The sequence below is a fragment of the Parasphingopyxis marina genome (assembly GCF_014237875.1).
GTDB classification, from domain to species: domain Bacteria; phylum Pseudomonadota; class Alphaproteobacteria; order Sphingomonadales; family Sphingomonadaceae; genus Parasphingopyxis; species Parasphingopyxis marina.
Window position 1 is genome coordinate 197,054 of record NZ_JACJVJ010000002.1, and the last position, 26,958, is coordinate 224,011.

24 protein-coding genes are annotated in these 26,958 nt (G+C 63.5%); 16 read left to right on the forward strand and 8 right to left on the reverse strand.

Features of this window, described 5'->3' with window-relative positions:
• Positions 1–3: 3 nt before the first annotated feature.
• Positions 4–1,476 carry a leucyl aminopeptidase gene (locus H6P80_RS09680; protein ID WP_185802088.1) on the reverse strand — a complete coding sequence of 491 codons (1,473 nt, stop codon included), beginning with the start codon at positions 1,474–1,476 and terminating at the stop codon, positions 4–6.
• A gap of 173 nt (positions 1,477–1,649) precedes the next feature.
• Between H6P80_RS09680 and H6P80_RS09685 the strand changes: the two genes are divergently transcribed.
• The 4 genes from H6P80_RS09685 to rsmA all read left to right on the forward strand — a co-directional run bounded on the left by H6P80_RS09685 (position 1,650) and on the right by rsmA (position 7,202).
• Positions 1,650–3,902 (forward strand): LPS-assembly protein LptD, encoded by a 2,253-nt coding sequence (locus tag H6P80_RS09685; protein WP_185802089.1) that lies wholly within the window; start codon positions 1,650–1,652, stop codon positions 3,900–3,902.
• A gap of 102 nt (positions 3,903–4,004) precedes the next feature.
• Positions 4,005–5,363, forward strand: a complete 1,359-nt coding sequence (locus H6P80_RS09690) for a peptidylprolyl isomerase (RefSeq protein ID WP_407947255.1) — start codon at positions 4,005–4,007, stop codon at positions 5,361–5,363.
• Between the two features lie 13 nt (positions 5,364–5,376).
• Complete coding sequence (pdxA, locus tag H6P80_RS09695) at positions 5,377–6,378, forward strand: 4-hydroxythreonine-4-phosphate dehydrogenase PdxA (RefSeq protein WP_185801195.1); 1,002 nt, start codon at positions 5,377–5,379, stop codon at positions 6,376–6,378.
• Positions 6,375–7,202, forward strand: coding sequence for a 16S rRNA (adenine(1518)-N(6)/adenine(1519)-N(6))-dimethyltransferase RsmA (rsmA, locus tag H6P80_RS09700; RefSeq protein WP_185801196.1), 828 nt, complete (start codon positions 6,375–6,377; stop codon positions 7,200–7,202). Before pdxA ends, rsmA begins: the two co-directional genes overlap by 4 nt.
• Here rsmA and H6P80_RS09705 read toward each other — a convergent pair.
• From H6P80_RS09705 to H6P80_RS09720, 4 genes are all read right to left on the reverse strand, one after another.
• Positions 7,192–7,695, reverse strand: coding sequence for a hypothetical protein (locus H6P80_RS09705; RefSeq protein ID WP_185801197.1), 504 nt, complete (start codon positions 7,693–7,695; stop codon positions 7,192–7,194). The two genes, rsmA and H6P80_RS09705, sit on opposite strands and share 11 nt — an antisense overlap.
• A gap of 32 nt (positions 7,696–7,727) precedes the next feature.
• The gene (locus H6P80_RS09710) at positions 7,728–8,912 is read right to left on the reverse strand and encodes an RsmB/NOP family class I SAM-dependent RNA methyltransferase (RefSeq protein WP_185801198.1); all 1,185 of its coding nucleotides are present in this window, start codon (positions 8,910–8,912) and stop codon (positions 7,728–7,730) included.
• Between the two features lie 3 nt (positions 8,913–8,915).
• Positions 8,916–10,373 (reverse strand): IMP dehydrogenase, encoded by a 1,458-nt coding sequence (gene guaB / locus H6P80_RS09715; RefSeq protein ID WP_185801199.1) that lies wholly within the window; start codon positions 10,371–10,373, stop codon positions 8,916–8,918.
• Between the two features lie 61 nt (positions 10,374–10,434).
• Positions 10,435–11,916 carry a M28 family peptidase gene (locus H6P80_RS09720; RefSeq protein WP_185801200.1) on the reverse strand — a complete coding sequence of 494 codons (1,482 nt, stop codon included), beginning with the start codon at positions 11,914–11,916 and terminating at the stop codon, positions 10,435–10,437.
• Positions 11,917–12,154: 238 nt separating this feature from the next.
• On the opposite strand from H6P80_RS09720, the gene H6P80_RS09725 reads away from it, so the two are divergent.
• Both H6P80_RS09725 and H6P80_RS09730 read left to right on the forward strand, forming a co-directional pair.
• The gene (locus tag H6P80_RS09725) at positions 12,155–13,063 is read left to right on the forward strand and encodes an SPFH domain-containing protein (RefSeq protein ID WP_407947256.1); all 909 of its coding nucleotides are present in this window, start codon (positions 12,155–12,157) and stop codon (positions 13,061–13,063) included.
• Positions 13,064–13,075: 12 nt separating this feature from the next.
• A complete protein-coding gene (locus H6P80_RS09730; RefSeq protein ID WP_185801202.1) occupies positions 13,076–13,540 on the forward strand; it encodes an NfeD family protein in 465 nt (154 codons plus the stop codon).
• 30 nt (positions 13,541–13,570) lie between these two features.
• Here the strand turns inward: H6P80_RS09730 and H6P80_RS09735 are convergent, their stop codons facing one another.
• Together H6P80_RS09735 and H6P80_RS09740 are read right to left on the reverse strand one after the other, a co-directional pair.
• Positions 13,571–13,951 carry a hypothetical protein gene (locus tag H6P80_RS09735; RefSeq protein WP_185801203.1) on the reverse strand — a complete coding sequence of 127 codons (381 nt, stop codon included), beginning with the start codon at positions 13,949–13,951 and terminating at the stop codon, positions 13,571–13,573.
• Positions 13,952–14,110: 159 nt separating this feature from the next.
• A complete protein-coding gene (locus H6P80_RS09740) occupies positions 14,111–15,712 on the reverse strand; it encodes a phosphoenolpyruvate carboxykinase (RefSeq protein WP_407947237.1) in 1,602 nt (533 codons plus the stop codon).
• A 192-nt stretch (positions 15,713–15,904) separates the two neighbouring features.
• Here H6P80_RS09740 and H6P80_RS09745 point away from each other — a divergent pair, with 192 nt between their 5' ends.
• The 9 genes from H6P80_RS09745 (at position 15,905) to H6P80_RS09785 (ending at position 23,668) form a co-directional block, all read left to right on the forward strand.
• Positions 15,905–16,618 carry a response regulator transcription factor gene (locus tag H6P80_RS09745; protein ID WP_185801205.1) on the forward strand — a complete coding sequence of 238 codons (714 nt, stop codon included), beginning with the start codon at positions 15,905–15,907 and terminating at the stop codon, positions 16,616–16,618.
• Entirely contained in the window at positions 16,619–18,172 is a 1,554-nt protein-coding gene (locus tag H6P80_RS09750) for a sensor histidine kinase (RefSeq protein WP_185801206.1), read from the forward strand.
• 10 nt (positions 18,173–18,182) lie between these two features.
• Positions 18,183–19,109, forward strand: coding sequence for an RNase adapter RapZ (gene rapZ / locus H6P80_RS09755; RefSeq protein WP_185801207.1), 927 nt, complete (start codon positions 18,183–18,185; stop codon positions 19,107–19,109).
• A gap of 16 nt (positions 19,110–19,125) precedes the next feature.
• Positions 19,126–19,530 (forward strand): PTS sugar transporter subunit IIA, encoded by a 405-nt coding sequence (locus tag H6P80_RS09760; RefSeq protein WP_185801208.1) that lies wholly within the window; start codon positions 19,126–19,128, stop codon positions 19,528–19,530.
• Complete coding sequence (locus H6P80_RS09765; protein WP_185801209.1) at positions 19,527–19,799, forward strand: HPr family phosphocarrier protein; 273 nt, start codon at positions 19,527–19,529, stop codon at positions 19,797–19,799. The genes H6P80_RS09760 and H6P80_RS09765 overlap by 4 nt, the downstream gene beginning before the upstream one ends.
• A gap of 3 nt (positions 19,800–19,802) precedes the next feature.
• Positions 19,803–20,603 carry a TrmH family RNA methyltransferase gene (locus H6P80_RS09770; RefSeq protein ID WP_185802090.1) on the forward strand — a complete coding sequence of 267 codons (801 nt, stop codon included), beginning with the start codon at positions 19,803–19,805 and terminating at the stop codon, positions 20,601–20,603.
• Positions 20,600–21,784 (forward strand): alpha/beta hydrolase family protein, encoded by a 1,185-nt coding sequence (locus tag H6P80_RS09775; protein WP_185801210.1) that lies wholly within the window; start codon positions 20,600–20,602, stop codon positions 21,782–21,784. Before H6P80_RS09770 ends, H6P80_RS09775 begins: the two co-directional genes overlap by 4 nt.
• Positions 21,781–23,163, forward strand: a complete 1,383-nt coding sequence (locus H6P80_RS09780; protein WP_185801211.1) for a cytochrome P450 — start codon at positions 21,781–21,783, stop codon at positions 23,161–23,163. The genes H6P80_RS09775 and H6P80_RS09780 overlap by 4 nt, the downstream gene beginning before the upstream one ends.
• 97 nt (positions 23,164–23,260) lie before the next feature.
• Positions 23,261–23,668, forward strand: coding sequence for a hypothetical protein (locus H6P80_RS09785; protein ID WP_185801212.1), 408 nt, complete (start codon positions 23,261–23,263; stop codon positions 23,666–23,668).
• A gap of 3 nt (positions 23,669–23,671) precedes the next feature.
• On the opposite strand, the gene rmuC is transcribed toward H6P80_RS09785, so the two are convergent.
• A complete protein-coding gene (gene rmuC, locus H6P80_RS09790; RefSeq protein WP_185801213.1) occupies positions 23,672–25,039 on the reverse strand; it encodes a DNA recombination protein RmuC in 1,368 nt (455 codons plus the stop codon).
• A 214-nt stretch (positions 25,040–25,253) separates the two neighbouring features.
• Here rmuC and H6P80_RS09795 point away from each other — a divergent pair, with 214 nt between their 5' ends.
• Entirely contained in the window at positions 25,254–26,918 is a 1,665-nt protein-coding gene (locus tag H6P80_RS09795) for a formate--tetrahydrofolate ligase (protein WP_185801214.1), read from the forward strand.
• The last annotated feature ends 40 nt before the right edge of the window (positions 26,919–26,958 follow it).

The window sequence follows — 26,958 nt, forward strand, 5'->3', positions numbered from 1 at the left end:
CCTCTAGGCCTCGTAATTGTCGGCGATGAACTGGTCGAGCAGGCGCACGCCATAACCGGTCGCGCCCTTGGCCCAGAGATTGGAGGCGGATTTCATCCATACCATGCCGGCGATGTCGAGATGCGCCCATTTGACGCCATCCTGCACGAAGCGCTGGAGGAATTGGGCGGCGGTGATCGAACCCGCCTCGCGCGGCCCCACATTCTTGATGTCGGCGATCGGGGAATCGATCAGCTTATCATAGGCTTTGCCGAGCGGCATGCGCCACAACTTATCGCCGCTCGACTGGCCCGCGGCGAGCAATTCCTCGGCGAGCCCGTCGTCGTTGGAGAAGCAACCGCCATGTTCATTGCCCAGCGCGATGATCATCGCCCCGGTCAGGGTTGCAAGATCGACGACCACATCGGGACGATAGCGTTCCTGCACCCAGTGCATGGCATCGCACAGCACGAGGCGGCCTTCGGCATCGGTGTTGAGTACCTCGACGGTCTGCCCGGACATAGTGGTCACGATATCGCTGGGCCGCTGTGCGTTGCTGCCCGGCATATTCTCAACGAGCCCGCACACGCCAACGACGTGCGCCTTGGCCTTGCGGCCGGCGAGCGCGCGCATCGTGCCGGCGACCGCCGCGGCGCCGCCCATATCGAATTTCATATCCTCCATGCCGGGGCCGGGTTTCAGCGAAATACCGCCAGTGTCGAAAGTCACGCCCTTGCCGACAAATGCAACGGGCTTTTCCTGCGCGCCGCCGGTTCCATCCCAGCGCATGACAAGCAGCTTGGGCTCGCGAACAGAGCCCTGGGCCACGCCGAGCAGCGCGCCCATACCCAGTTCGGCCATTTCATCCCGGTCGAGCACCTCAATGGAGATGCCGAGTTTTTCCAGAGGACGGCAGCGCTCGACGAAGCCTTGCGGGTGAATGACATTGGGAGGTTCGGTCACCAGTTCACGGGCGAGAGCGATACCGGCATAGACGGCCTGGAAGCGTTCCCAACCCGCGGCTTCGGCTTCGTCGGCGACGACAGTGACGGTCTCGACGGTCCTTTTCGATTTTTCCGGCATTTTCGTGCGATAGATTTCGAGGTTCCAGGCGCGTTGCAGCGCGCCGAACGCCATCAACGATCCGGCATTGTCGTCCGCAATTGTGGAGCCCACATCGATCGTGATCGCCTTTTCGCCCGAACTCAGCAGCTTTGCGGCGACCGCGCCCCCGGCCTTTTGATAGCCCTGGGCGTCCGAGCCATTTCCCGCCCCGACCAGCACGATCCGCCGGCTGCCTTCGCCGGCCGCTACGAATATATCGACGATAGAACCGAGATCTCCGTCGAACCGGCTGGCTTCGGCTGCGCGTTTCAGGGCGGAAGCGTCAGCTTCGGCAAGGCCCGTTAATACGTTGTCCAAGGGCGCGCTCTTATGAACAGGCAATATGAGCGCGGAATCGTCATTCGGACGCGATGAAACGAAGGAAACGGTAATGGAAATCGGTTCTCTCCCGTGTCTGATTGTATCGGCAGGGCTTCGGCTTCCCGATAGACCAGCCGCCGCGCGCTGGCAAAGGCGATTGCAGCACGGCGCGCGGGGTGCGATAGGCGCCGCAATGACGGATCGCCCGACCGGTGGAAAATGTGACGCGTAGCCCCATTCTCAGCATGACGGCCCTGCCGCTGCTCCTGATCGCCCAAGCCGTGCCGGCGCAGGCGCAGGAAGAGGCCGGGGGCCAGCTTCCGGACGCCGTGCCGACCGTGCAACTGTCGGCCGAGGAATTGCCGCCGCTGGCTTCGCCCGAAAATCCCGATGAGATTGTCTTTAGCGCCCAGACGGTAGAGTTTGATAGCGAAGCCGATATCGTCACCGCGATGGGCGATGTCCATATGGTTCGCGAAGGGATGCGGCTGCGCGCCGACCGGGTCGTCTGGAATCGCCGTACCGGTGCGGTCGAGGCTAATGGCGATGTCGCGATACGGTCGCCGGCCGGCGAGTCGGCTTATGCCGACAGCGCTTCGCTCAGCGACACGCTGCGGGACGGCATGGTTGAAAATCTGCTGATCGTCCTTGAAAATGGCGGGCGGCTCGCGGCGCGCCACGGTGTCCGGGTAGACGGCGTGTCGACGCTGACGAGTGCCGCGTACACCCCCTATCGTGCCTATGGTTATGATGGCGAACCACAGGAACCGAGCTGGCGGATCACGGCGGCACGGATCGTCCACGATCCCGAAACCAACCGTATCCGTTATTCGAATGCGCGGTTCGAGCTGTTTGGGGTCACGGTGATGGCATTGCCCGCCTTCTCGCATCCCGACGGCTCGACCGGCGGCGCAAGCGGGCTGCTGGTTCCGGACCTTCGCCTCAGTCGGTCGAATGGGCTGGAAGTCGGCCTGCCCTATTATCTTCAACTCGCGCCGAACCGAGATCTCACGATCACGCCGCGGATCTATACAGAAGTTCTGCCGGCGATCGAGGCGCGCTACCGCCATCTCGCTGCGGAAGGGGCCTTCCAGATCGGCGGTATGGCGACCTATGGCACGCGGCGTGAGATCAATCCCCCGGCCGGTTTCGTTTCGTCGGGAAATGAGGATTTTCGTGGCTATATCGAGGCCAATGGTCGTTTCCAGATTACGCCTTATTGGAGCGCCAGCGGATCGGGGCGCCTGACCACCGACGATACCTTCCTGCGCCGCTACGATATTTCGCGCGATGACAGATTGCGCTCGACGGTGACGCTCGAACGCATCGGACGGGACAGTTATTTTTCGCTCGCAGGCTGGGCCGTCCAGGATTTGCGTGTCACTTCGGATGCCGGACAGCAACCCATCGCGCTACCGGTTCTGGACTATCGGTACCGGAAAAAGGAGAGCATCGTCGGTGGAACGGTCAACGTGCGGCTTAACTCCCTCGGTATCGTCCGCACCGATGGACAGGATACGCAACGCGCTTTTGCCAGCGCGCAATGGGACCTGCGTCGGATTACGGCTTTGGGCCAGGAAGTGACGTTGACGGCGCTGGTGCGGGGCGACGCCTATCATTCGGATGAAAATGCGAACACGTTGACCTCCTTCTATCGCGGAGAAGAAGGATGGCAGTTTCGCGGGATCGGCGCCGTCGCCGCCGATATTGCATGGCCATTCGTCGGAGAGATTTTCGGCGGCGTACAGCGCATCACCCCGCGGATCCAATTCGTCGCCACGCCCCCGCTTTCCAACCTTGAAGTACCGAACGAGGATTCCCGGTCGATCGAGCTTGAAACCTCCAACGTGTTTTCGCTCAACCGCTTTCCAGGTAACGATCGTTTCGAAGACGGAGCACGAATCACCTATGGCGGCGAATATCGGCTCGATATCCCGCGTTTTTCGCTAAGCACGAGCATTGCCCAAAGTTATCGCCTGAGCAGGGAGCCGGCGCTGTTTCCGGATGGCACCGGGCTTGCGGCCCGCTTTTCCGACATCGTCGGGCGGACGGACATCCGCTATGGGCGCTTCCTCGCCCTCACCCACCGTTTCCGGCTCGACAAGGACAATCTGGAGCTGCGCCGCAACGAGATCGATTTTTCCGTCGGCTCGCGCACGACCTATGGCGAGATCGGCTATCTGAGGCTCAACCGCGATATCACGTTCAATGTGGAGGATTTGCGTGACCGCGAAGAATTGCGCGCGGCGGCGCGGGTGGCAATCGGAAACTATTGGTCCCTATTCGGGTCTGCGGTCGTCGATCTTACCAGCCAGCGCGAAGATCCGCTTTCGCAATCGGACGGTTTCGAGCCGGTTCGCACCCGCCTCGGTTTCGGTTATCAAGACGAAGGTCTCGAATTCGGCTTTACGTGGCGGCGCGATTATGACGATACGGGCGATGCGCGTCGCGGCAATACGTTCCTGCTGCGCTTTGCCTTGACGAATTTGGGCCGCTAAGCTGCGGTTAAGGATCGTTGAGGCTATAATATTTCGAGAAGACATGCCGGCCACTGGCGCAGAGACATGGGATTCCTTTAAATCATGAACGTACGTAAAAATATGCCTGTGAAACGCGGCTTACTGACCATTTGTGTGGCGCTCGGCGCCGCCGCGACACCCCTCTGGGCGCAGGATGCCGAGCAGACCGCGTCCCAGGAGATGATGGCGAATACCGCCACGCAACTTGGCTTGCCCGCCAATTTCATGCTGTTCGGGCAGCACGACCCCAATATCCGCAAGCCGACGGCGATTGTGAATGGTGAGATCATTACCCAGACCGATGTCGATCATCGGCTGAACCTGTTTCTCGCTGCCAACGGTGCCGCGCAGATCAGCGATGCCGAACGCCAGCGGCTGCGAATGCAGGTCGTCCGCAATTTGATCGACGAAATGCTGCAAATCCAGGAAGCGCGGGCGAACGATATCCAGATTCCGCAGGCCGATATCAACCAGACCTATGCCAGCGTCGCGCAGCGTTCGGAAGCGACCCCGACCGAATTTGCCGAGTTCCTGCAGACGCAGGGCAGTTCGGAGCAGACGATGAAGCGCCAGATCGAAGGCGAACTCGCCTGGCGCCGTCTCCTCAGCCGATATGTGAACCCCACCGTCGGCGTCAGCGATCGCGAGGTGCAGGAGATCGTACGCAATTTGGAGGCGACCCGCGGACAAACCGAATATCGAGTCGCCGAAATCTACCTTTCCGCCCGCCCGGACAATGAAGAACAGGTTCTTCAGGGCGCGCGCCAGATTCTCGAACAGATATCCGCGGGCGGCTCCTTTCAGGCCTATGCCCGCCAATTCTCCGAAGCTTCGACCGCCGCGGTTGGCGGCGATCTTGGCTGGGTCCAGCCGGCCCAGTTGCCGCCCGAACTCGCATCGGTCGTGGCGCAAATGCCGGTGAACGGTATCAGCCAGCCGATCCCGGTTCCCGGCGGTTTCTCGATCATCGCCCTTGTCGACCGGCGACAGGTGCTCGTAGCGAACCCGCGTGATGCGATTCTCAGCCTCAAGCAGATCACCATCACTTTTCCCGCAGGCACCGACCGTACGGTGGCAGAACCGCGCGTGACGGCGCTTGCCGAGCGGACGCAGGGCGGTGGCGGCTGCGGCGTTGCCGACCAGATCGCCGCCGATCTTGGTGGTGAGATCGTGCAGAACGACGGTATCCGGCTCGGCGACCTTCCCGAGGTTCTGCAGGGCACCATGATCGATCTTCAGGTCGGCCAGGCAACACCGCCCTTTGGATCGCTCGAGGAGGGCGTTCGCGTCCTTGTGCTGTGCGGCCGTGACGATCCGCAGCAAACCGCCGAGCCCGATGCCGATGTGATTATGGCGCGGCTGGAGCAGCAGCGTGCCGATCGCCGTGCGCGCCGCTATCTTCGCGATCTCCGGCGCGATGCGGTGATCGAGTATCGCTGAGCGGGAGTTTTCGATGGAACCGATTGCCGTATCGCTGGGCGACCCGGCCGGCATCGGCCCCGAAGTCACCGCCAAGGCTTGGCTCGCCCGGGAAAGGCATAACCTTCAGCCTTTTTTCTGCGTGGGCGACGAACGCTCGCTGAGAAAGGTCTGGGACGGCCCGATCTATCGGATCGACGAGCCCGATCAGGCTCGCTCGGTGTTCGATCATGCTTTGCCACTATTTTCCGTCGAAGCGGGAGAAGAAGCCAAGCCGGGTTTGCCTACGGCAGAAGGCGCGCGCTGTGCCCTTGATTCGTTGGAACTGGCCGTAGGATTGGCCCGATCCGGCACTGCAGGGGCCGTCGTCACCGGTTCGGTATCCAAGGCGCGGCTTTACGATATCGGCTTCACTCATGCTGGACAGACCGAATTCGTTGCCGAACGCTGCGGCGTATCGCGCGAAAATGCCGCAATGATGCTGGCCGGTCCGTCGCTCCGCACGGTCCCGATCACAACGCATATTCCGCTGCGCGACGTCGCCGAGATTATTTCGATCGAGCTTATCGTCAACAAGGGCCGGGCGGCAGCGCGCGGCCTGACCCGCAACTTCGGGATCGCCGAACCGATCCTCGCCTTTGCCGGACTCAATCCCCATGCTGGGGAGTTTGGGGCGCTCGGCCGCGAGGAAATCGATTTTCTCCAGCCTGCCATCGAAGAATTGCGCAACGAAGGGATTGACGCACGCGGGCCGTTTCCCGCCGATACGATGTTCCACGAGGCCGCACGGCAGAAATATGATGCCGCGCTCTGCCTCTACCACGATCAGGCGCTTATTCCGCTCAAAACGCTGCATTTCGACGAAGGTGTCAATCTGACGCTCGGTCTCCCGATCGTGCGGACGTCTCCCGATCATGGCACGGCGTTCGAGATAGCCGGCAAGGATATCGCCAATCCCGGGGCGACAATCGCGGCTATCGGCCTTGCTGCCTTCTGCGCTGCCAACCGCGCTGCCGAAGCCGCCACGGCGGCGTGAGCGACCTCCCGCCGCTGCGTGAGGTTATCGCCAGCCATGATCTGCGCGCAAACAAGGCGCTTGGACAGAATTTCCTTCTCGACGGCCAGCTCCTGGCGCGGATTGCCGCCATACCGGGCGATGTGGCGGGAGAGACCGTTTACGAAGTTGGACCGGGTCCCGGCGGGCTGACGCGCGCGTTGCTCGAAGCCGGCGCCACCGTGGTCGCAATCGAGCGCGACGATCGCTGCATCGCGGCGTTGAAAGAGCTTTGCGGGCATTTTCCGGACAAACTTACTATCCGCGCTGGCGATGCGATGGATAGCGTCGAGGCGTCTCTCGGGCTTGGCGGTGCCCATATCGTGGCCAATCTGCCGTACAATATCGGTACCGCGCTGCTGGTGCGGTGGCTGGGCGGCGAAAGCTGGCCGCCTTGGTGGAAATCGCTGACCCTGATGTTTCAGGAGGAGGTCGCGCGGCGGATCGTGGCCGAGCCGGGAAGCGGTGCTTACGGGCGGCTATCGGTACTCGCGCAATGGCGGGCGGAGGCGCGAATCGCGCTGAAGGTACACCGCTCCGCATTCGTGCCGCCGCCGAAGGTGATGTCGGCGGTCGTGCATATCGTGCCGATGAAAGTGCCGGACGGCGTGGTCTTCGCGACCCTGGAGCGGCTGACCCAGGCGGCGTTCGGCCAGCGCCGCAAAATGCTGAGACAGAGCCTCAAAAACCTGCCCCATGCCCTTGAAAGCCTGGAAATGTTGGACATCGACCCACGGCGCCGGGCGGAAACGCTTTCGGTTCAGGATTTCGTCGCCATAGCCCGGGCGATCGACGCTAGGGGGTGACGGCCTCTTCGGTGGCCTGCTGCGCGGCGAGCGCGGTTGCCGGCGGTCCGGCTTCGATGGCCGCGGCCAGCGCGGTCGCTTCGGCGCAGCGGCTTTCGCACAGCGCCTCGATCCGGCTGAGGTTCAGCCGTGCGCGTTCTATCGCCCCGCGGCTGACCAGCACCCGGCCCTGCCCTTCGAGCGCGGCAAGATCGTTGGGATCGATGGTCAGCGCTTCGCGATAATAGCGGATGGCGAGGCCCGGAAGTTCGCGCGCCTGCGCGACTTCCGCGAGCGCGACGAAGCCGTCGCGGTTGCGCGCGTCGACGGCGAGGGCGGTCTCGATAAGATCGGCGGCCTGCGCATTCTCGCCGGCAGCGAGCGCCGCCCTGCCTTCGGCCACCAGGGCGATCGACTGCGGATCGATATCGTCATCGGTGCGCTGGCCGTAAACGCTGCTCGATACCGTGGCGAGCACCAGCGAAACGGCGATGGCGGTGGGCGAAAAACGCATAATCAACTCCCAAAAAGTCTCTTCGCGTTCGTTTAGCACGACCTTTCGAGCCTTGCGAAGAAAAACCCGTCGGTCCCGTGCCGCGCGGGGGTGAGCAGATAGCCCTGCCCCGATGCGACACCGCCGATGGTATCGCAATCGACCTTTCTGAAGTCCGAACGGGATGTGAGGAAATTCGCTATCTGATCCTCCCCTTCAGCCGCCAGCAGCGAGCAGACAGCATAGAGAAGAATCCCGCCCGGCGCGACCAGCGGCGCGGCGAATTCGAGGATGTGGTGCTGGGCCGCGACAAAGCCCGCGATCCGCTTGTCGGTAAGCCGCCAGCGCGCCTCCGGATTGCGCCGCCAGGTGCCCGTCCCGCTGCACGGCGCATCGACGAAAAGGAGATCGGCGCCGCGGTCGAGATCGCCGAGCGCCGCGGCTTCCTTGCCCGGATCGAGCAACCGGGTTTCGATATCGGTGAAGCCGGAGCGCGCCGCGCGCGGCGCGAGCCGCGAAAGCCGCGCGCGATCGGTATCGCAGGCGACAATTCGCGCTTTTCCGCCGGTGCGATCCCAAAGGGCCAGCGTTTTGCCGCCGGCGCCCGCGCACAGATCGACGATCGTCGTCCCGGCGCGCGGATCCGCCGCATCGACGAGCAGCTGGCTGCCTTCGTCCTGAATATCGACATGGCCCTCGTGCCACAGCGCATGGTCTTCGATCCGGAACCCATCGGGCAAGCGGACCGAGGAGGCGCTCAGCCTGCCCGGTTCGGCATCAGGGATCGCGGCCAGCACCTCTTCGCGCGTCGTACGCGAGAGATTGACGCGGATGTCGAGCGGCGCCCGGCCCGACAGGCTGGCGATGTCGGTATCGTCGACGGTCGAAGCGAAACGCGTCCTGAGCCAGGCCGGCAATGGCGTTGCGGAAGCCCCCGCCTCGCCTTCGCCGATCGGTTCTGGTCCATGGGGCGAGCCATCGAACAGCGGCAGGAGTTCGGGATCCTCGGCGGTCAGCCCGATCATCGCCGCCCGGCCGCTTGCAGGCGCCTCGCCAAAGCCCCGGATCGCGCGATAGACGAGATCGCGTACCGCGCGCCGGTCTTTCGACCCCGCATAGCGCCGTGTTCTGAAATAGCGCTGGATCAGCGTGTCGGCCGCGGCGCCGCCATCCCGCGCTGCGGCGATAATCTCGTCGAGAAGCTCGATCGCCGCCTGGAGCCGCGCGGCCGGAAGCATCGCCTAGCGGGTCGGGTAGTTGGGGGCTTCGCGGGTGATCGACACGTCATGGACATGGCTTTCGCGTAGGCCCGCATTGGTGATCCGGAGGAACTTCGCCCGCTTCTGCAACTCGGCAATCGTCGAGGCGCCGGTATAGCCCATCGCCGCCTTCACGCCGCCGACAAGCTGGTGGATGACATCCTTGGCCGGGCCCTTGAACGGCACCTGGCCCTCGATGCCTTCGGGCACGAGTTTCAGCTGCTCGGTCACGTCCTGCTGGAAATAGCGGTCGGCCGAGCCGCGCGCCATCGCGCCGACCGAGCCCATGCCGCGATAGCTTTTGTAACTGCGGCCCTGGTAGAGGAAGGTCTCGCCCGGCGCTTCGGCGGTCCCGGCCAGCAGTGATCCGACCATCACCGTCGAAGCGCCCGCTGCGAGCGCCTTAGCGATATCGCCGGACGTGCGCAGGCCGCCATCGGCAATTACCGGAATATCGTCCTTGGCCGCCGCTTCCGCCGCTTCCATCACCGCAGTGAGCTGGGGCACGCCGACGCCGGCCACGACCCGCGTCGTGCAGATCGAACCGGGTCCGATGCCGATTTTCACGCCGTCCGCACCCGAGCCGATCAGCGCCTTGGTCCCTTCCAGCGTAGCAACGTTGCCGGCCACGATCTGGACCGAATTGGAAAGCTTCTTCACGCGCTCCACGGCCTCGCCGACCGCCTTGTTGTGGCCGTGCGCCGTATCGATAACGATCAGGTCGCATTCGGCATCGATCAGGGCCTCGGTGCGTTCGAAACCCTTGTCGCCGATCGTGGTGGCGCCGGCGACGCGCAGCCGGGCCGAACCGTCCTTCGTCGCATGCGGATAGGTGACGGCTTTTTCGATGTCCTTGACGGTGACGAGGCCGACGCAGCGATAATCCTCGTCGACGACGAGCAGCTTCTCGATGCGCCGCTGGTGAAGCAGCTTGCGCGCTTCTTCCTGCGTTACGCCTTCGCTCGCCGTGGCAAGATTGTCCTTGGTCATCAGCTCGGAAACCGGCTGTTTCGGATTGTCGGCGAAGCGGACGTCGCGGTTGGTGAGGATGCCGACAAGCTTGCCGCTTTCCTCGGTGATCGGGATGCCCGAAATCTTGTGGCGCGCCATGAGCTCCAGCGCATCTTTCAGCTTCTGATGGGGGGCCATGGTGATCGGGTTGACGACCATGCCGGATTCGAAGCGCTTCACGGCGCGCACGGCGCTCGCCTGTTCCTCGATCGAAAGATTGCGGTGGAGCACGCCGATGCCGCCAAGCTGCGCCATCACGATCGCCATATCGGCTTCGGTGACCGTATCCATGGCGGCCGACAGGATCGGGATATTGAGGCCGATTTCGCGGGTTACGCGCGTCGTGGTGTCGGCCTGGCTCGGCAGTATATCGGATTCGCCGGGGCGCAGCAGGACATCGTCAAAGGTCAGTCCTTCGGTGATCTCCATGGCCGCGCTTACTCCTCCAGAATCGGTGTGGCGCGTCTATAGGGATGAAGTGCGCGCGTTGCTAGCGCTGAGGAGTCCGATACCGTGCAGGATCGGCGAAAGCGCGGCCCAGCGCGATGTGCAGCCAGACATCCTCGATCGCGCCGCCCAGCTCCAGCCCCTCGGCTTCGTCCTCCGGCGCGTGATAGGGCCCGGAAAGAAAGCCCGTCCGCAATTCGGGATCGGTGAAGGATCCGCCGACCATCACGGCGGGCACACCGCGCTCGAAAAAGACCCAGCCATCGTGCCGGTTCACGAACGCGTTGACGTCGAGCCCGGTATATATGTCCCGTCCGGCTTCCCGGGCGACGGTATCGATCAGATCGTCGAGCGGGGTCATCCCGCGGCCGATAATTCCCACCGGGGCGCCGCGGGGCGCAATGGCGATGGTATCGAGATTGAACACCGCGACGATATCGTCGAGCGGCATCGGCGGGTGATCGGCGAATTCAATCGCACCCAGCAGGCCGAGTTCCTCGGCGGTCGTCGTTACGAACAGGATATCGCGAACCGGCCGTGGGCCGGCAGCGATCGTGCGGGCGACCTCGATCACCGCGGCGGTGCCGCTCGCATTGTCGACCGCGCCGTTGCAGATCCGGTCTTCCCGGCCTTCGGGGCGGCAGATGCCGAAATGATCGTGATGGGCCGTGAACAGCACGGCCTCGCCGGTGTTCCCGCTGCCCGGCAGGCGGCCGACGATATTGAAGCCGTCGAAGCGATCGATCGGCGTGGTGACATTGATGACCATATCGACGTCGAGGATGGAGGGCGCGAAATCCTCCTGCGCCGCCATCGCCTCCAACCCTGCGTAATTCCGGCCGATACCGGCGAAAAGCGCGTCGGCCATGGCGGCGGACATGATCCCCTCCACAGGAGCCACCACATGCGAGGCAAGATAGGTCTGGCGGAACATCATCCCCGCGCGGGCGGCCTGCCAGGGCAGGTCGGGATCGATGATGCCGATCGCGGCCTGGGCCCCGCGCTCGCGGAAACTGGCGATCCGGCTGCGATAGGAGGGGCCATCGTCCATGCCTTCGGGCCAGCCGGCGAGGAACAGGACGACGGCGCCATCGAACCGAGCATCGGCAAAGCTGTCTTCCCCGTCCCGACCGGTATCGAGGCCATAGCCAGCGAAGAGCACCGGGGCGCCGGCCAGCTCGACATTCTCCATATTGCCGAGCAGCAGCAGTTGCGCGGTTTCGGGGGCCGCAGGATCGGCCCCGCCGATGCGAATCCGGGCCTGTCCTTCGCGGCGCTCGACCAGCGCCACCGGCTGGAAAAAATTGCCGCCATAGCCCGGCTGGAGGCCGGCCTGCGCCATCTGCTGTGCGATATATTGGGTCGCCATCGCCTCTCCCTGCGTGCCGGGCTGGCGGCCCTGAAAGGCGTCGCTGGCGAGCGTCTCGATATGGGCCCTCAATTCCCCCTCTGTCGGGAGCGCCTGGGCGGGAAGCGGGGCAGCGAGGAGAAGCGCCGCAGCGGCGGCCAGGAGACGGACGATCATCGGCGGTGCATGGCAGCGCGCCGGGCCTGCCGCAAGCGTTGCGCGCTCAGGCTTTCGACGAACGGCAAGCGGTTTCCCATGGGCGGCATTCCACACAGATCTGGCCGATTAAGCTTGGCAGCGAAGCGTCGATCGGGCCATAAGGATATCGTTCACAGGGTCCCGGGGAGAAGCGATCATGCAAGGCCTGTTTTCGGCAATCGGATTTCTCGCGCTGCTGGCGATCATCTTCGTCTTCATGTCGATCAAGATCGTCCGTCAGGGCTATAATTACACGATCGAATATTTCGGCCGCTATACGCGCACCGCGGAGCCGGGCCTGCAGATCATCGTGCCCTTTTTCTACCGGGTCGGGCGCAAGGTGAACATGATGGAACAGGTGCTCGACATTCCGGGCCAGGAGATCATCACCAAGGACAATGCGATGATCTCGACCGACGGGGTCGTGTTCTTCCAGGTGCTGGATGCCGCCAAGGCCGCCTATGAAGTGTCGGACCTCTACGTGGCGATCCTCAACCTGGTGACCACCAATCTGCGCACGGTGATGGGCGCGATGGACCTCGATGAAACGCTGTCGAAGCGCGACGAGATCAACGCCCGGTTGCTCGCGGTGGTCGACGATGCGACGACGCCCTGGGGCATAAAGATCACCCGCGTCGAAGTGAAGGATATCCGTCCGCCGACCGATATCGTCGACGCGATGGCGCGGCAGATGAAGGCGGAACGCGAAAAGCGTGCCTCCATCCTTGAAGCCGAGGGCGCACGCGCCTCCGAAATTCTCCACGCCGAGGGCCAGAAACAGGGGCAGATCCTGCAGGCCGAGGGCCGCCGCGAAGCCGCGTTCAAGGACGCCGAGGCCCGCGAGCGCGAAGCCGAGGCCGAAGCCAAGGCAACCCAACTGGTGTCGGACGCGATCGCCGGCGGCGACGCCCAGGCGATCAACTACTTCATCGCCCAGGACTATGTGAAGACGATCGAGGCCTTCGCCCGTTCGCCCAATGCGAAAACCATCCTCTTCCCGGTCGAGGCGACCCAGCTGATCGGCACGCTCGGCGGCATCGGCGAACTGGCGCGCGAAGCCTTTGGCGGCGACAAGGCGGACGGCGGCCAGGCCATCGCCGGACGTCCGCCCCGTTCGGGATCGTAGGAAGGCACCGCGATGACCATTTTCGGATTCGAGATCGACACCGAGGCGCTGTGGATCGTCGTCGGCATCATCCTGCTGTGCGTCGAGATGATGGCGCCGGGCATGTATCTGATGTTCCTCGGCGCCGCGGCTTTGTTCACCGGCCTGCTCGGCTATGCCCTGCCGCTTTCGCTGCCGATGGAGCTGCTGATCTTCGCGATCAGTTCCGTCGGCCTCGTCTATGTCGCCAAGCGCTGGTTCGAAGTCTATCCGATCCTCTCTACCTCGCCGCTGCTCAACGCCCGCATCGCGCAGATGATCGGCCAGACGGTCACGGTCGTGCAGCCGATCGAGCATGGATCGGGCCGGGTAAAGGTCGGCGATACCGTGTGGTCGGCCAGCGGCCCCGACGCCCCCGAAGGCGCGCGGATGAAAATCACCGGCGCCGAAGGCAATTGCCTCGAAGTCGAACCGCTGCCGGCGCTGCCCGAGGAGTGAGGAAAGCCGGGACCGTTCCCGGCTTCCGCATCAGTCCCGGTTGAACAGGCCCTTGGCCATGTCGGCGATATCGTCGAGCGGGTTGCCGTCGCCGTCGCGATCCAGAAAACCCTTCGCCTGCTCGACAAGCCCGCCGATACCGCCGCTCGCGCCGTCGCCGCCTTCGCCCATGCCCAGATGCTGAGTCAGCTGCGGGAGAAGCTCCTGCAGCCGATCGAGCGGGAGGCCGGTTTCGGCCGCCGCTTCGCTCGCCGCCACGTCGGGATCGTCGGTGCCCGTTCCCGCGAGCCGGCCGAGGATGGAATCGGCCCCCGTGCGCAGTTGATCCGCCGACAGGCCGACCTTGCCCGCAAGATCGTCGAGATCCAGCCCGCCGCCCGACTGGTTCAGTAATCCGTCCAGAATTCCCATGGCCTCGCTCCTGATATGAATGGCGCGATTTATGCCAGCGGCCCGGCAGCGGGTAAATCCATTTTCCCGCCGCCCGGCAATTCTATCCTAACCATCGCGCGCAGGATTCGCCGGGCATTTGCTCCGGCGCCCCCTTTTTTTGTCGGTCGAGAGAAGCGGTCAGGCCGCAGTGGGCGCGGCTTCGATTACGCCCTGATCGACATGTTTTTCGAACTCGGCGAAATTCTCGATGAAGAGGCCGACCAGCTTCGCTGCCATCTCGTCATATTCTTCCGGATTGTCCCAGGTCCCGCGCGGATCGAGGATCGCATCGTCGACGCCCTGGACCGATACCGGCACGTCGAAACCGAAATTGGGATCGGTCCGGAATTCCGCGCCGCTAAGGCTGCCGTCGAGCGCCGCGTTGAGCAAGGCGCGGGTCGCCTTGATCGGCATCCGGTTGCCCACGCCATATTTGCCGCCCGTCCATCCCGTATTGACCAGCCAGCATTTGACGCCGCCCTTGGCGATCCGCTCTTTCAAGAGATTGCCATAGACGCTGGGATGCCTCGGCATGAACGGCGCGCCAAAACAGGTCGAGAAGGTCGCTTCCGGTTCGGTGACGCCGATTTCGGTGCCCGCGACCTTGGCAGTATAGCCTGAGAGGAAATGGTACATCGCCTGTTCGGGCGTCAGCCGCGCGATGGGAGGCAGCACGCCGAAGGCATCGGCCGTGAGCATGATCACGTTCTTGGGAACCGGGCCGAGATTATGCTCGGAGCAGTTGGGGATGAAATCGATCGGATAGGCGCCGCGGCTGTTTTCGGCGAGGCTCGCATCGTCGAAATCGAGCTCGCGCGTCTCGAGATCCATCACGACATTTTCGAGCACCGTGCCGAAGCGCCGCGTAGTCGCGTAAATTTCCGGCTCCGCTTCTTCAGAAAGCCGGATCATCTTGGCATAGCAGCCGCCTTCGAAGTTGAAGACCGCGGTGTCCGACCAGCCATGCTCGTCATCACCGATCAGCGTGCGGCTTGCATCGGCGGACAGGGTCGTCTTGCCGGTGCCCGAAAGGCCGAAGAAAATCGCCGTATCGCCGCCGGCCCCGATATTGGCCGAACAATGCATCGGCATGATGCCTTCGGCGGGCAGCTTGTAGTTGAGGATGCCAAAAACCGATTTCTTCATTTCCCCGGCATAGGCGGTGCCGCCGATCAGGATCAGCTTTTCTGACAGGTTGACCGCGACCACGGTTTCGCTCCGCGTGCCGTGGCGCGCGGGGTCGGCCTGGAAGGTCGGCAGGTCGATAATCGTGAATTCGGGCTCGAAACCGGCAAGCTCATCCTTTTCAGGCCGGCAAAGCAGCGTCCGGATGAACAGATTGTGCCATGCCAGCTCGTTGATCACGCGCACGCGAACCCGGTGTTCCGGCTGCGATCCGCCATAAAGATCCTGCACGAAGAGCGTGTCTTTTTTCGCCACTTCCTTGAGGAAATCCTCTTTCAGCGCCGCGAAATGTTCCGGGGTCATCGGGACGTTGACCTTGCCCCACCAGACCGTGTCCTCGGTCTCCTCGTCGCGCACGATGAATTTGTCTTTCGCCGAACGACCGGTGTGCTTGCCGGTTTCCACGACCAACGGACCATCCTTCGCGAGATGCCCTTCGTTACGCTGCAGCGAGGTTTCGACCAGCGGCGCGGTCGAGAGATTCCAGTGCAGGTCCGCGCCACCGGTTTCGATGCCCTGTTTGGCGAGATCGAAGGTGGGAATAGTGTTCGACAAAAGAGGTCTCCTAAAACTTCGGAAAAGATGCGGCTGCATCGCCGTGCGCCTGCATCACTCGGGATTGCCCTAAGCAGGTGACGGCGCAAAAATCAACGCACCGAGGGCAAATTTCAGGTAAAAGCGGCCCATTGCCGGACGATGCGGGGACGGCTAGTCAGGCGCCGGGCTTTCTAAGGATATGATAACCGAATGACCGCCACGATCGCGCTTGTCGATGACGATAAAAATATTCTTACATCGGTGTCGATCGCGATCCAGTCCGAAGGATTTGCGACGCGCATCTATTCGGACGGCGAAACGGCACTGAAGGCGCTGATCGAAAATCCGCCCGATCTTGCCGTTCTCGACATCAAGATGCCGCGAATGGACGGGATGGAACTGCTGCGCCGATTGCGTGAAAAAAGTTCGATTCCGGTGATTTTCCTTACCTCGAAAGACGATGAGCTGGACGAGGCTCTGGGCCTCGCCATGGGCGCGGACGATTATATCTCCAAGCCCTTTTCGCAGCGGCTGCTGATCGCGCGGATCAAGGCGATCCTGCGACGCACCGAGCTTTCCGCGCACAGCGAGAGCAGCGAAGAGGCGGAGGGCGAATTGCCCGAACGCATCGTGCGCGGGCGGCTCGACATGGATCCGGCGCGCCACCGCGTCTCCTGGAACGGCGACAATGTCACGCTGACGGTGACCGAATTCATGATCCTCGAATCGCTGGCGCAGCGCCCCGGTATCGTGAAATCTCGCGACCAGCTGATGGATGCGGCCTATACCGACGATGTCTATGTCGACGATCGCACCATCGACAGCCATATCAAGCGGCTGCGGCGCAAGTTCCGGCAAGTCGACGGCGATTTCAACGCGATCGAGACGCTGTACGGGGTCGGCTACCGTTTCGCCGAAGAATAGATGTCGGTTCGCGACGATCTTGCCCTGAAATGGTCGGCACGCTGGTCGCTCACCAGCCGCATCCTCGCGGTCAACATCATCGCCCTCGGCTTGCTTGCCGGCAGTTTTTTCTGGCTCGACAGCTACCGCGTCCGATTGCTCGACGAGCGCGCCCGGCAGACCGAGACCCAGGCTCATATCATCGGCACCGTGATGAGTCGCGCCGACAGCCCCGAACGGGCGGAACTGGCCGTGCGCATGGGCAATCGCAGCGGCAACCGTATTCGCGTCTATGGCGCGGACGGCGTGCTGATGCTCGACAGCTGGGCGCTTGCCGAGCCGACCTACACCAATCGCGATCCGGCCACCGAACCTTGGCGGCGGCACGTCGCGCGCGCGATGGACGCCGGGATCGAGGCCCTGGTCGGCGCGGACGAACTTCCGCCCTTTCGCGAACCCGATAGCGACCGCCGAAGCGCCTGGCCGGTCGCCGAAGCCGTCGCGCTCGGGGTGCCGGGCGCGGTGGAGATAGGCCTCGCACCGGACAGGACGCCGATGGTTTCGGCGGCGGTTCCGCTCGGCAATATTCCCGAGGGCGTGCTCCTGCTTACCGGGAATGCGCGCGACATTCGCGGCGATGTCCGCGACGAACGGCTGCGGCTCGGCATCATCGTGCTGGCCGCTGCGATCATCTCCATCCTGCTGTCGCTGTTCATGGCGCGCACCATCGTCCGGCCGCTGCGGCGCCTTTCGATCGCGGCCCAGCGCGTGCGCCTGGGCCGGGCACGCGAGGTCGACGTCCCCCGCCTGCCCTCCCGCCGCGACGAGATCGGCCTGCTCGCCCGTGCGCTTTCGGATATGAGCCAGGCGCTGCGCAAGCGGATCGATGCCACCGAAGCCTTCGCCGCCGACGTCGCGCACGAGCTCAAAAACCCGCTCGCCTCGTTGCACTCCGCCGTCGATTCGCTCGAACGCATCGACGATCCCGCGCTGCAGAAACAGTTGCTGGATGTGGTGAAGGACGATGTTCGGCGGCTCGACCGTCTCGTTACCGAGATTTCGGACGCCTCCCGGATCGATGCCGAGCTCTCGCGGTCCAACTTCGATCCTGTTGATATGGGCGAAGTGATCGGTTCGATCGTTGCCGCACGAGACCAGCGCGGGCTCAACCGCAATGTCCGCATCGCCTTTGGCCGTCCCCGAAAGGGCAGCGCGCAGGTGATGGGCGATGCTTCGCAGCTCGCCCGCGTGCTTGAAAACCTGCTCGACAATGCGGTTTCCTTCTCGCCCGAAAACGGCACGGTGCGGATCACCGCGACCAATGACGGCGAACATGTGCTGATCAAGGTCGAGGATGAAGGCCCCGGCGTTCCCGAGGATGTGCGCGAGGAAATCTTCCGCCGTTTCCACAGCCTGCGGCCGGAGAGCGACGGATTCGGCAATCATTCGGGCCTCGGCCTCGCCATAGCCAAGGCGATTATCGAAGGGCATGACGGGACGATCACCGTCGAGGACCGGCATGACTCGGCAAGTGGTGCGCGATTCATTATCAAGCTTCCGATGGCCCAACCGTGATCGAGAAGGCATGACCGACGAATCCGCCTCTCACCGGCGCATCCTCCTCGTTACCGGGCTTTCGGGGGCCGGCAAGTCGACGGCGCTGCGCACGTTCGAGGATATGGGCTGGGAGACGGTCGATAATCTGCCGCTCAGCCTGTTCGAAAATTTCCTGGAAGCCCCGTCTTTCGAACCCGGAAACAATGAACGCTCGCTTGCCGTCGGCATTGATAGCCGGACGCGGGGTTTCGACGCCGGCGCGATCGTCGACCGGCTCAAGGAATTCGCTAAAAACCACGATTTCCAGATCGAAACGCTGTTCCTCGATTGCGGGGGCACCGTACTCGAGCAGCGTTTTTCGGAAACCCGGCGGCGGCACCCGCTTGCGCTCGACCGGCCGGCGACGCATGGCATCGCTCTCGAACGCGAGCTCATGCTGCCGCTCAGGCGCTGGGCGGCGCACGTCATCGACACGACGGACAGCTCCGCGAACGATCTCCAGCAGGAATTGCGCGCGCGTTTCGGGTCCGGCGGAACCGAGGACACCACGGTTACGGTCGCCTCTTTCGGCTTTGCACGCGGGATTTTGCGCAATGCCGACCTGGTGTTCGATATGCGGTTCCTTCGCAATCCGCACTGGGACGCGGATTTGCGCCCGAAAACGGGGCTGGAGGAGGATGTCGCGGCCTTTATCGCCCGGGACGAAGCCTATGAGGATGCGGTGACCCGCATCGAGGAACTGCTGCTGCTGCTGATGCCGCGCTACCTTGCCGAAGGAAAAGCCTATGTCACCATCGCATTCGGGTGTACGGGCGGCCGTCATAGATCGGTACATGTGGCCGAACGCATAGCGGAACGGTTGCGTGGGGCGGGATTTTCCCCCACGGTTGCCCATCGCGATTTGGCCTTTCCGTCGCTCGATTCCGTGGAGCGCGCGCCGGGGAAACGGAAATGAAACCGCAGGTGAGTGAATGATCGGGTTGGTTCTGGTGACGCATGGCAATCTTGCGCGCGAGTTCGTCACCGCCATGGAACATGTCGTCGGGGTGCAGGAGCAGATCGAGTCGATCTGTATCGGCCCGGAAGACGATATGGAGCAGCGGCGCGGCGAAATCGCCGAAGCCGTGGAAAAGGTGGAGAGCGGCAAGGGCGTGATCGTCCTCACCGATCTATTCGGAGGCACGCCCTCCAATCTTTCGATTTCCCTCATGCAGCCCGACAAGGTCGAGGTCATCGCCGGCATGAACCTGCCGATGCTGATCCGCCTGGCCGGCGCACGGCAATCGATGACCGTGGGCGACGCCGTCGCCGCGGCGCGCGAGGCAGGACAGAAATATATCTCGGTCGCCTCGGAGATATTGGGACAGGCGGCTTGAGCAGGGTCGAACGCACGGTCACTATCGTCAATCAGCGCGGCCTCCACGCACGGGCAAGCAGCAAGTTCGTAACGCTGGTGAGCGAACTCGACACCGAGGTCGAGGTGAGCCGCGAAGGAAACGCCGTGGCCGGGTCCTCGATCCTCGACCTGATGATGCTCGGCGCGGCGATGGGCGATTGCATCACCATCAGCGCCGAAGGCGACGGCGCGCAGGAAGCCGTGGAAAAGCTGGTAGCGCTGGTCGAGTCCAAATTCGGGGAGGATTGACCCCTGCCCCGCGAGATCACGGCGTTCTCCAACCCGCTCATCAAGCGCGCCCGGAGCCTGCGCGACAAGAAACATAGACGCCGCGAGGGGCTGTTCCTCGCCGAAGGGCTGCGCATATTGAGCGAGGCCGAGGAATCCGGCCGGCTTCCCAGCGAAATATTCTTCACCGAAGACTCCGAAAGCCATCCGCGCGCAAAGGCGCTGATCGACGCCACGGAGCAAGCCGGAGGCGAAGCGATCCGCACGAGCCGCGCGATCCTGACCAAGCTTTCGGGCAAGGACAATCCGCAGGCGGTGGTCGGCATCTATCCCGAATTCGATCTCTCGCTCGATGCGCTCGACCGGGATAGCGCGCAAATCTGGCTGGTTGCGCAGGCGCTGCGCGATCCCGGCAATCTCGGCACGATGCTGCGGACCGGCGATGCGGTCGGCGCGGGAGGCCTGATCCTGATCGACGATTGCGCGGATCCCTTTTCGGTGGAAGCCGTGCGCGCCTCGATGGGCGCCTTGTTCACGCTCGGTCTCGCCGCCGCGCCATGGACGGAATTCCTCGCCTGGCTGCGCGCCGGCAAGGGCCAGCTGATCGGCACCAGCCTGGATACCGACCTCGATTACCAGGAACCGCGCTACGAAAAGCCGGTTTTCCTGCTCGTCGGCAACGAATCGGCCGGGCTGCCCGCCGATTATGCCGCGGCCTGCGATCTCCTCGTCAAAATGCCGATGATGGGCAAGGCGGACAGCCTCAACGCCGCGGTCGCGACAGCCGTGATGGCCTATGAGGCGCTGAACCAGTTTCGCCGATGAACAAGGTCAAAAAGCGTCTCGTCCTCTACCTAAGCGGCTTCGATCCGCGCGGCGTGCGCTATTATCACCAGCTCTATCGCACCGAAGCGGCAAAACAGGCCGAGGTTTCCGGCTATGAAATCGACGTCGGCAAACGCGAACGGCTCGGCGAGCACATGTATCGCTGGAATGTCGGTTCGACGCAGGATGGCGAGACCGTCGAGACCGAATATGTCTATTGCGAATGGGACGATATCGTTCGGCTGTTCTGGGTCAAAAAGCCGGCCAAGCTCGCCTGGATCACACTGACATCGTCGTGGAAAGCCTGGCTTGCGGGTGTTTTCGTCAAAACCTTCCAATGGAGCTGGCCCGCGGGAATGACCGCGACCATGCCCGGCTTCGTGATCCTGTTCCTGCTGCTGTTCGGCCTCGGGCTGAGCGGGGCCGGCTTTGCCGCCTTCGGCCCGATCGGCCTCGCCGCCGGGTTGGCGATCGGTTTCGGCCTGTTCTGGCTGGCCTATCGGATGGAGCAGAAGTTCAACCTCACCTGGGTCGGCCGGATCGTGAATTTCCATATCGAGGAGGAACGCAGCCCGACCAATATCCTCGACAAGCGCCGCGATGCCTTTGGCGACTATCTGGCGGCGCGCTTGAAAGACGGCGATGTCGACGAGATCCTGGTCGCGGGCCACAGCTATGGCGCGGCTATCGCGATAGCCACCGTCGCCCGGGCGCTGGAGCAAATGCCGGAGAACGCGCCGAAACTCTCGCTGCTGACCTTGGGCCAGACGATCATGTGGCTGGCCTGGCTCCCCGAAGCGAAAGCGATGCGCGAGGAAATCGCGGCGGTTGCCGAGACCGACGCGGTCGACTGGCTCGACATTTCCGCTCCGCCGGACGGCGCCTGTTTCGCGCTGGTCGATCCCTATACCGCGATCGGCGACCGCAATCCCGGCCGGAAAAACCCGAAACTGCTCAACGCGAAATTTCACGAGATCATGCCGGATGCGGAGTTCGACAGAAAATCGCGCGATTGGATGCGGCTGCATTTCCAGTACATCATGGCCGCCGCGCGGCCCTCCGATTACGATTATTTCGCGATCACCGCCGGGCCGCGCACGCTCGCCGAGCGTTTCGCGCATCGGCCGTCCGTGCGGGACTTCACAAGGTTGCGCCTGGGGCGGATGAAGGCCGTGCGATGACCGGCCATATCCCCCCGAAGCCCGAGCCCCAGCCAAAAAAGCTGACCCCCCTGGCGCGCTTCTTCAAGAGCCTGCACTCCTCGACCGCGCCGCTCTACGCCAACAGCTATTCGATGAAGCTCGGCGAGGTGAAGCTGCCGCTGCGCACCATGTATTTCGTCAACCAGCCCGATCTCGTCCAGAATATCCTGCTCGGCGACGTCGATCGCTATCCCAAGTCCGACCTGATGGCGACGATGCTGGAGCTGTTGCTCGGCGAGAGCATCTTCGTGTCGAACGGCGAATTGTGGAAGCAGCAGCGCCGAATGATGGACCCGGCTTTCGAGGCGACGCGGATCAAGGCGATCTTTCCGCTGATGAAAGAGGCGGTCGACGCGATGGCCGCGCGCTTCGACGAGGGCGCAGCCGGCCCCGACACGGCGATCGACCTGGAGATGACGCACGTCACCGCCGACGTGATCTTCCGTACCATCTATTCGCGCTCCTTCACCCGCGAGGAAGCCGAGATCATTTTCGAGAATTTCGAGAAGTTCCAGCGCCTCGCCTGGCTCCACGGGGTGTGGTCGCTGGCCGGGGTTCCGCACTGGCTCTCGGTCGGCAAGCATCGGGCAAAACGCTATGCGGCGACGATCCGCGAACTGCTCCACAAGCCGGTGCGCGAGCGTATGACCGCGATGGAAAGCGGCGACGCCGTGCCCGAACGCGATATGCTGGCGAGTTTCATCGCCGCCGAAGACCCGGAAACCGGCAAGCGCTTCGACGATCGCGAACTCGTCGACCAGGTCGGCATCATGTTCCTTGCCGGCCACGAAACCTCGGCTTCGGCGCTCGGATGGGCGCTCTACCTGATCGCGCAGGTGCCGGACGTACAGCGCCGGTTGCAGGAAGAGGCCGACGCCGCCTTTGCCGATGGCGATCTGAGTTTCGAGAAGATGCGCCGCCTGCCCTTCACCCGCGATGTGTTTCGCGAAACCCTGCGTCTCTATCCGCCGGTCGCCTTCGTCCCGCGCGACGCGACCGAGGCCGAAGAGATGCGCGGCAAGCATATCCTGCCCGGATCGATCCTGTTCGTTTCGCCCTGGCTGATGCACCGCCATACCGAGCATTGGGACAATCCGGACATGTTCGATCCGGACCGGTTTTCGCGCGCCGAAACCAAGGCATCCGAACAGAAGGCCTATCTGCCCTTCTCCAAAGGCCCGCGCGTTTGCCTCGGCGCGGCGTTCGCGCTGCAGGAAGCGGTGATCGTGCTGGCGACGGTCATGCGCGACTGGACCGTGTCTCCCGTCGAAGGCCATGTGCCCAAACCCGTTGCGAGGCTGACCTTGCGTTCGGAAAATGGTATCAGGCTGGACATGGAACGGCGGAGAGGAAGCTGATCATGCGATATGCGGCGATGGCCCTGATGCTTGCGCTGGCGGCCTGCGCGACGACCGGAGCGGGCGGCGAACCGCTCTATGACGAGGGATTATACGGATGAGGGCGGCCGCCGCCCTACTCGCCTGCGCCGCGCTGCTGGCAGCATGCGATGAAACGCCGCAAGCCAGCGTGCAGGACTCGCCCAGCATCGTCACCGAAGAAGAAGCGCAGCAGGCCGAACAGCAACCGATCTTCCGCGCCGTCGGGCAAGAGCCGGGCTGGACCGTACACATCTATCCTGACGTGATCTCCTACCGGGCCGATTATGGCGAACGGACGGTGACGGTGCCGACACCCGAGGTGACGGAATTTGGCGGCGGGCGGCGTTACGAAACGCAGGCGCTGACCGTCGAGATACTCGAGGATCCGTGCAGCGACGCGATGAGCGGCGCCTATTATCCGGCAACGGTCACGGTCACCGAAAACGGGCGGCCCTTGGTGCAGGGCTGCGGCGGCCCGCCCTAGGCGCTATTCGGCGGCTTCCTCGCCGTCATTGTCGGCATCGGGCGCGGGCAGCGTATCGGTGCTGGAATTGCGCGTTACGGCTTCCACCATCGGCACTTCGTCGAGTTCGTTCTTGCCGGTCTCGATATTGAGTTCCGCGAATTTGCGCGCCGTCGACATCACGTTCCGATCGAAGCTGCCGACGAACTTGTTGTAATTGTTGACCGCCGAGGTCAGCCCGGTGCCGACCGTCTTCAAATGCCCGGCCGCGACGGCCAGCCTGTCATACATGTCCTTGCCCAGCTGGCCGATCTGCTTGGCCTCGCGCGCCAGGCCTTCCTGCCGCCACACCGCGGAAACCGTCCGCGCGATGGCGATCAGGTTGGTCGGCGTGGCCAGCAACACCCGTTTTTCGAAGGCATGGTCCCAGAGCGTGGAATCATGCTCCAGCGCCGCGGTCAGGAAATGTTCGCCGGGCACAAACATGATGACATAGTCCGGCGCATCCTCGAACTGGTCCCAATAGGCCTTGCGCGAGAGCCCATCGATATGGGTTTTCATCGACACGCAGTGCCGCGCCAACGCGACCGCCCTGCCCTCGTCGTCATCGGCGTTGAACGCGTCCTGATAATCGTTGAGCGAAACCTTCGCATCGACCACGAGCGACCGCCCGCCCGGCACCGTTATGATCGCGTCGGGGCGCATCCGCCCTTCGGCGCTGTCGATGCTCACCTCGGTCTGAAAATCGGTATGTTCGGCAAGGCCGCAGCTCTCGAGGACATTTTTGAGCTGCTGCTCGCCCCAGCGCCCGCGCGCCTTGGGGGCGTTGCGCAATGAATTGACCAGCCGTGCCGCCTCGGTCTGCACGCGTTCCTGCCCGGCGCGCATCTGGTCGATCAGGCCGGTCAGGGTGCCATAGGCCTCGGTCCGGTCCTTCTCGACCTTGCCGACCTGTTCCTCATAGGCTTTCAGCCGTTCACCGACCGGGTTGAGCAGCTGTTTCAGCCTTTCCTCGTTCTTTTCCCCGGCTTGATGGAAACGCTCGTCGGCACGCTTGAGAAACTCCTCACGCGCCTCGCCGAGCAGCTTCGAGCCGACTTCGTTGAACTGGGCGGCCAGCGCCTCCTTGGCTTCCAGAAGCTGGGCGATCTGTTTTTCATGGTTGCGCGCATCGGCCTTGAGCGCCGCCAGCTCCTGCTGTGCGGCATCGCGCTCGTCGCGCACGCCATCGAGCGCGGTTCGCAGGTCGGTTGCCGTCGCAACGCCTTCTTCGCGCAGCCGCGCATTTTCCTCGCGCAGCGGCGCGAGTGTCCGGCCATTGGCCCACCAGCCCAGCCCCGCGCCGATCACGGTCGCGATCAATACCGAAAGGATGACGAAAACCGGGTCCATGTGCTCTCTGGCGTTGGGGAACGAAGGGTGAACTTAAGCCGCCTTGGTCCGGCATACAAGCCGCGCCTCGTGAAACCGTGGATAGCACCCTGTCGCTACGGCATCGCCCGCCGCCACGATTTATCCCGGCACGGCATTGCAACAATCAATTTGTATAGGTTACTTACAAACCCGATTCGTTTCATATTTCCCACAAAGAAGGAAATTCCAGAGGATGCCGACCGATATCGAGATCGCCCGCCAGGCGACGCTAAAGCCTATTGCCGAAGTCGCCGCCAAGGCCGGCGTTCCGGACGAGGCGCTGATTCCCTATGGCAAGTACAAGGCCAAGATCGACCGCAATGCGCTCCCCGCGAGCAGCAGCCAGGGCAAGCTGATCCTTGTTACCGCGATCAACCCGACGCCGGCGGGCGAAGGCAAGACGACGACCTCGGTCGGGCTGTCCGACGCGCTCCACCGGATCGGCAAGAAGACGATGCTGTGCCTGCGCGAACCTTCGCTCGGCCCCTGTTTCGGGATGAAGGGCGGCGGCGCGGGCGGCGGCAAGAGCCAGGTCATGCCGATGGACGAGATCAATCTTCACTTCACCGGCGATTTCCATGCGATCACCAGCGCGCACAACCTGCTCGCCGCGATGATCGACAATTCGATCTATTGGAGCAATCCGCTCGATATCGATGTCCGCCGGATCGTCTGGAAGCGCGTGCTCGACATGAACGACCGCGCGCTCCGTCAGATCGCCGGCCCGCTGGGCGGCGTCGCCAACGGCTTTCCGCGCGAAAGCGGTTTCGACATCACGGTCGCCTCGGAAATCATGGCGATCCTCTGCCTCGCTTCGGATATCGAGGATCTGCAGGAACGGCTCGGCAATATCGTGATCGGCTACAAGCGGGATCGGACCCCGGTTTTCTGCCGCGACGTGAAGGCCGACCGGGCGATGACGGTGCTGCTGAAAGACGCGATCCAGCCCAATATGGTGCAGACCTTGGAGAACAACCCGGCCTTCCTGCACGGTGGCCCGTTCGCCAATATCGCCCATGGCTGCAACTCGGTGATCGCCACCACGACGGCGCTGAAGATGGCCGATTATGTGGTGACCGAAGCCGGCTTCGGCGCGGACCTCGGCGCCGAGAAGTTTCTCGACGTGAAGTGCCGGATCGCGGGGCTGAAGCCCGATGCGGTGGTGCTCGTCGCCACGGTGCGCGCGCTCAAGATGAATGGCGGCGTCGCCAAGGCCGACCTGACCGAGGAAAATGTCGGGGCGGTTCGCGCCGGCGCGGTGAACCTCAAGCGCCATATCGAAAATCTCCGCAAGTTCGGCATCCAGCCCACCGTCGCGATCAACCATTTCTATCTCGATACCGATGCCGAGATCGCGGTGATCCGGGAGATGGCGGCCGAATTCGATACCGATGCCGTGGTCTGCAAGCATTGGGCCGATGGGGGCGCGGGCGCGGAAGAGCTGGCGCGGATCGTGGCCGACAAGGCCGATGCCGGCGCGCCCGACTTCACCCCGCTCTATCCCGACGATATCCCGCTCGCCGACAAGATCGAAACGGTCGCGCGGGAGATCTACCGCGCGGCGGAGGTCAATATCCCGCCCGCCGTACGCAAGCAGCTCCAGCAATGGGAAGAGATGGGCCACGGCCATTTCCCGGTCTGCATGGCGAAAACCCAGTACAGCTTCTCGACCGACCCGACCAAGCTCGGCGCGCCCGAGGGGCATGAGGTCACGGTCCGCGAGGTCCGCCTTTCGGCCGGCGCGGGCTTCGTCGTCGCGATCTGCGGCGACATCATGACGATGCCGGGCCTGCCCAAGGTGCCGTCCGCCGAAGCGATTTACCTCGACGAGAATGGGCAGATCGAGGGGCTGTTCTAGCCCTGACCGCCTGCTGAAATCGCGCAAAGTTTACAACGTG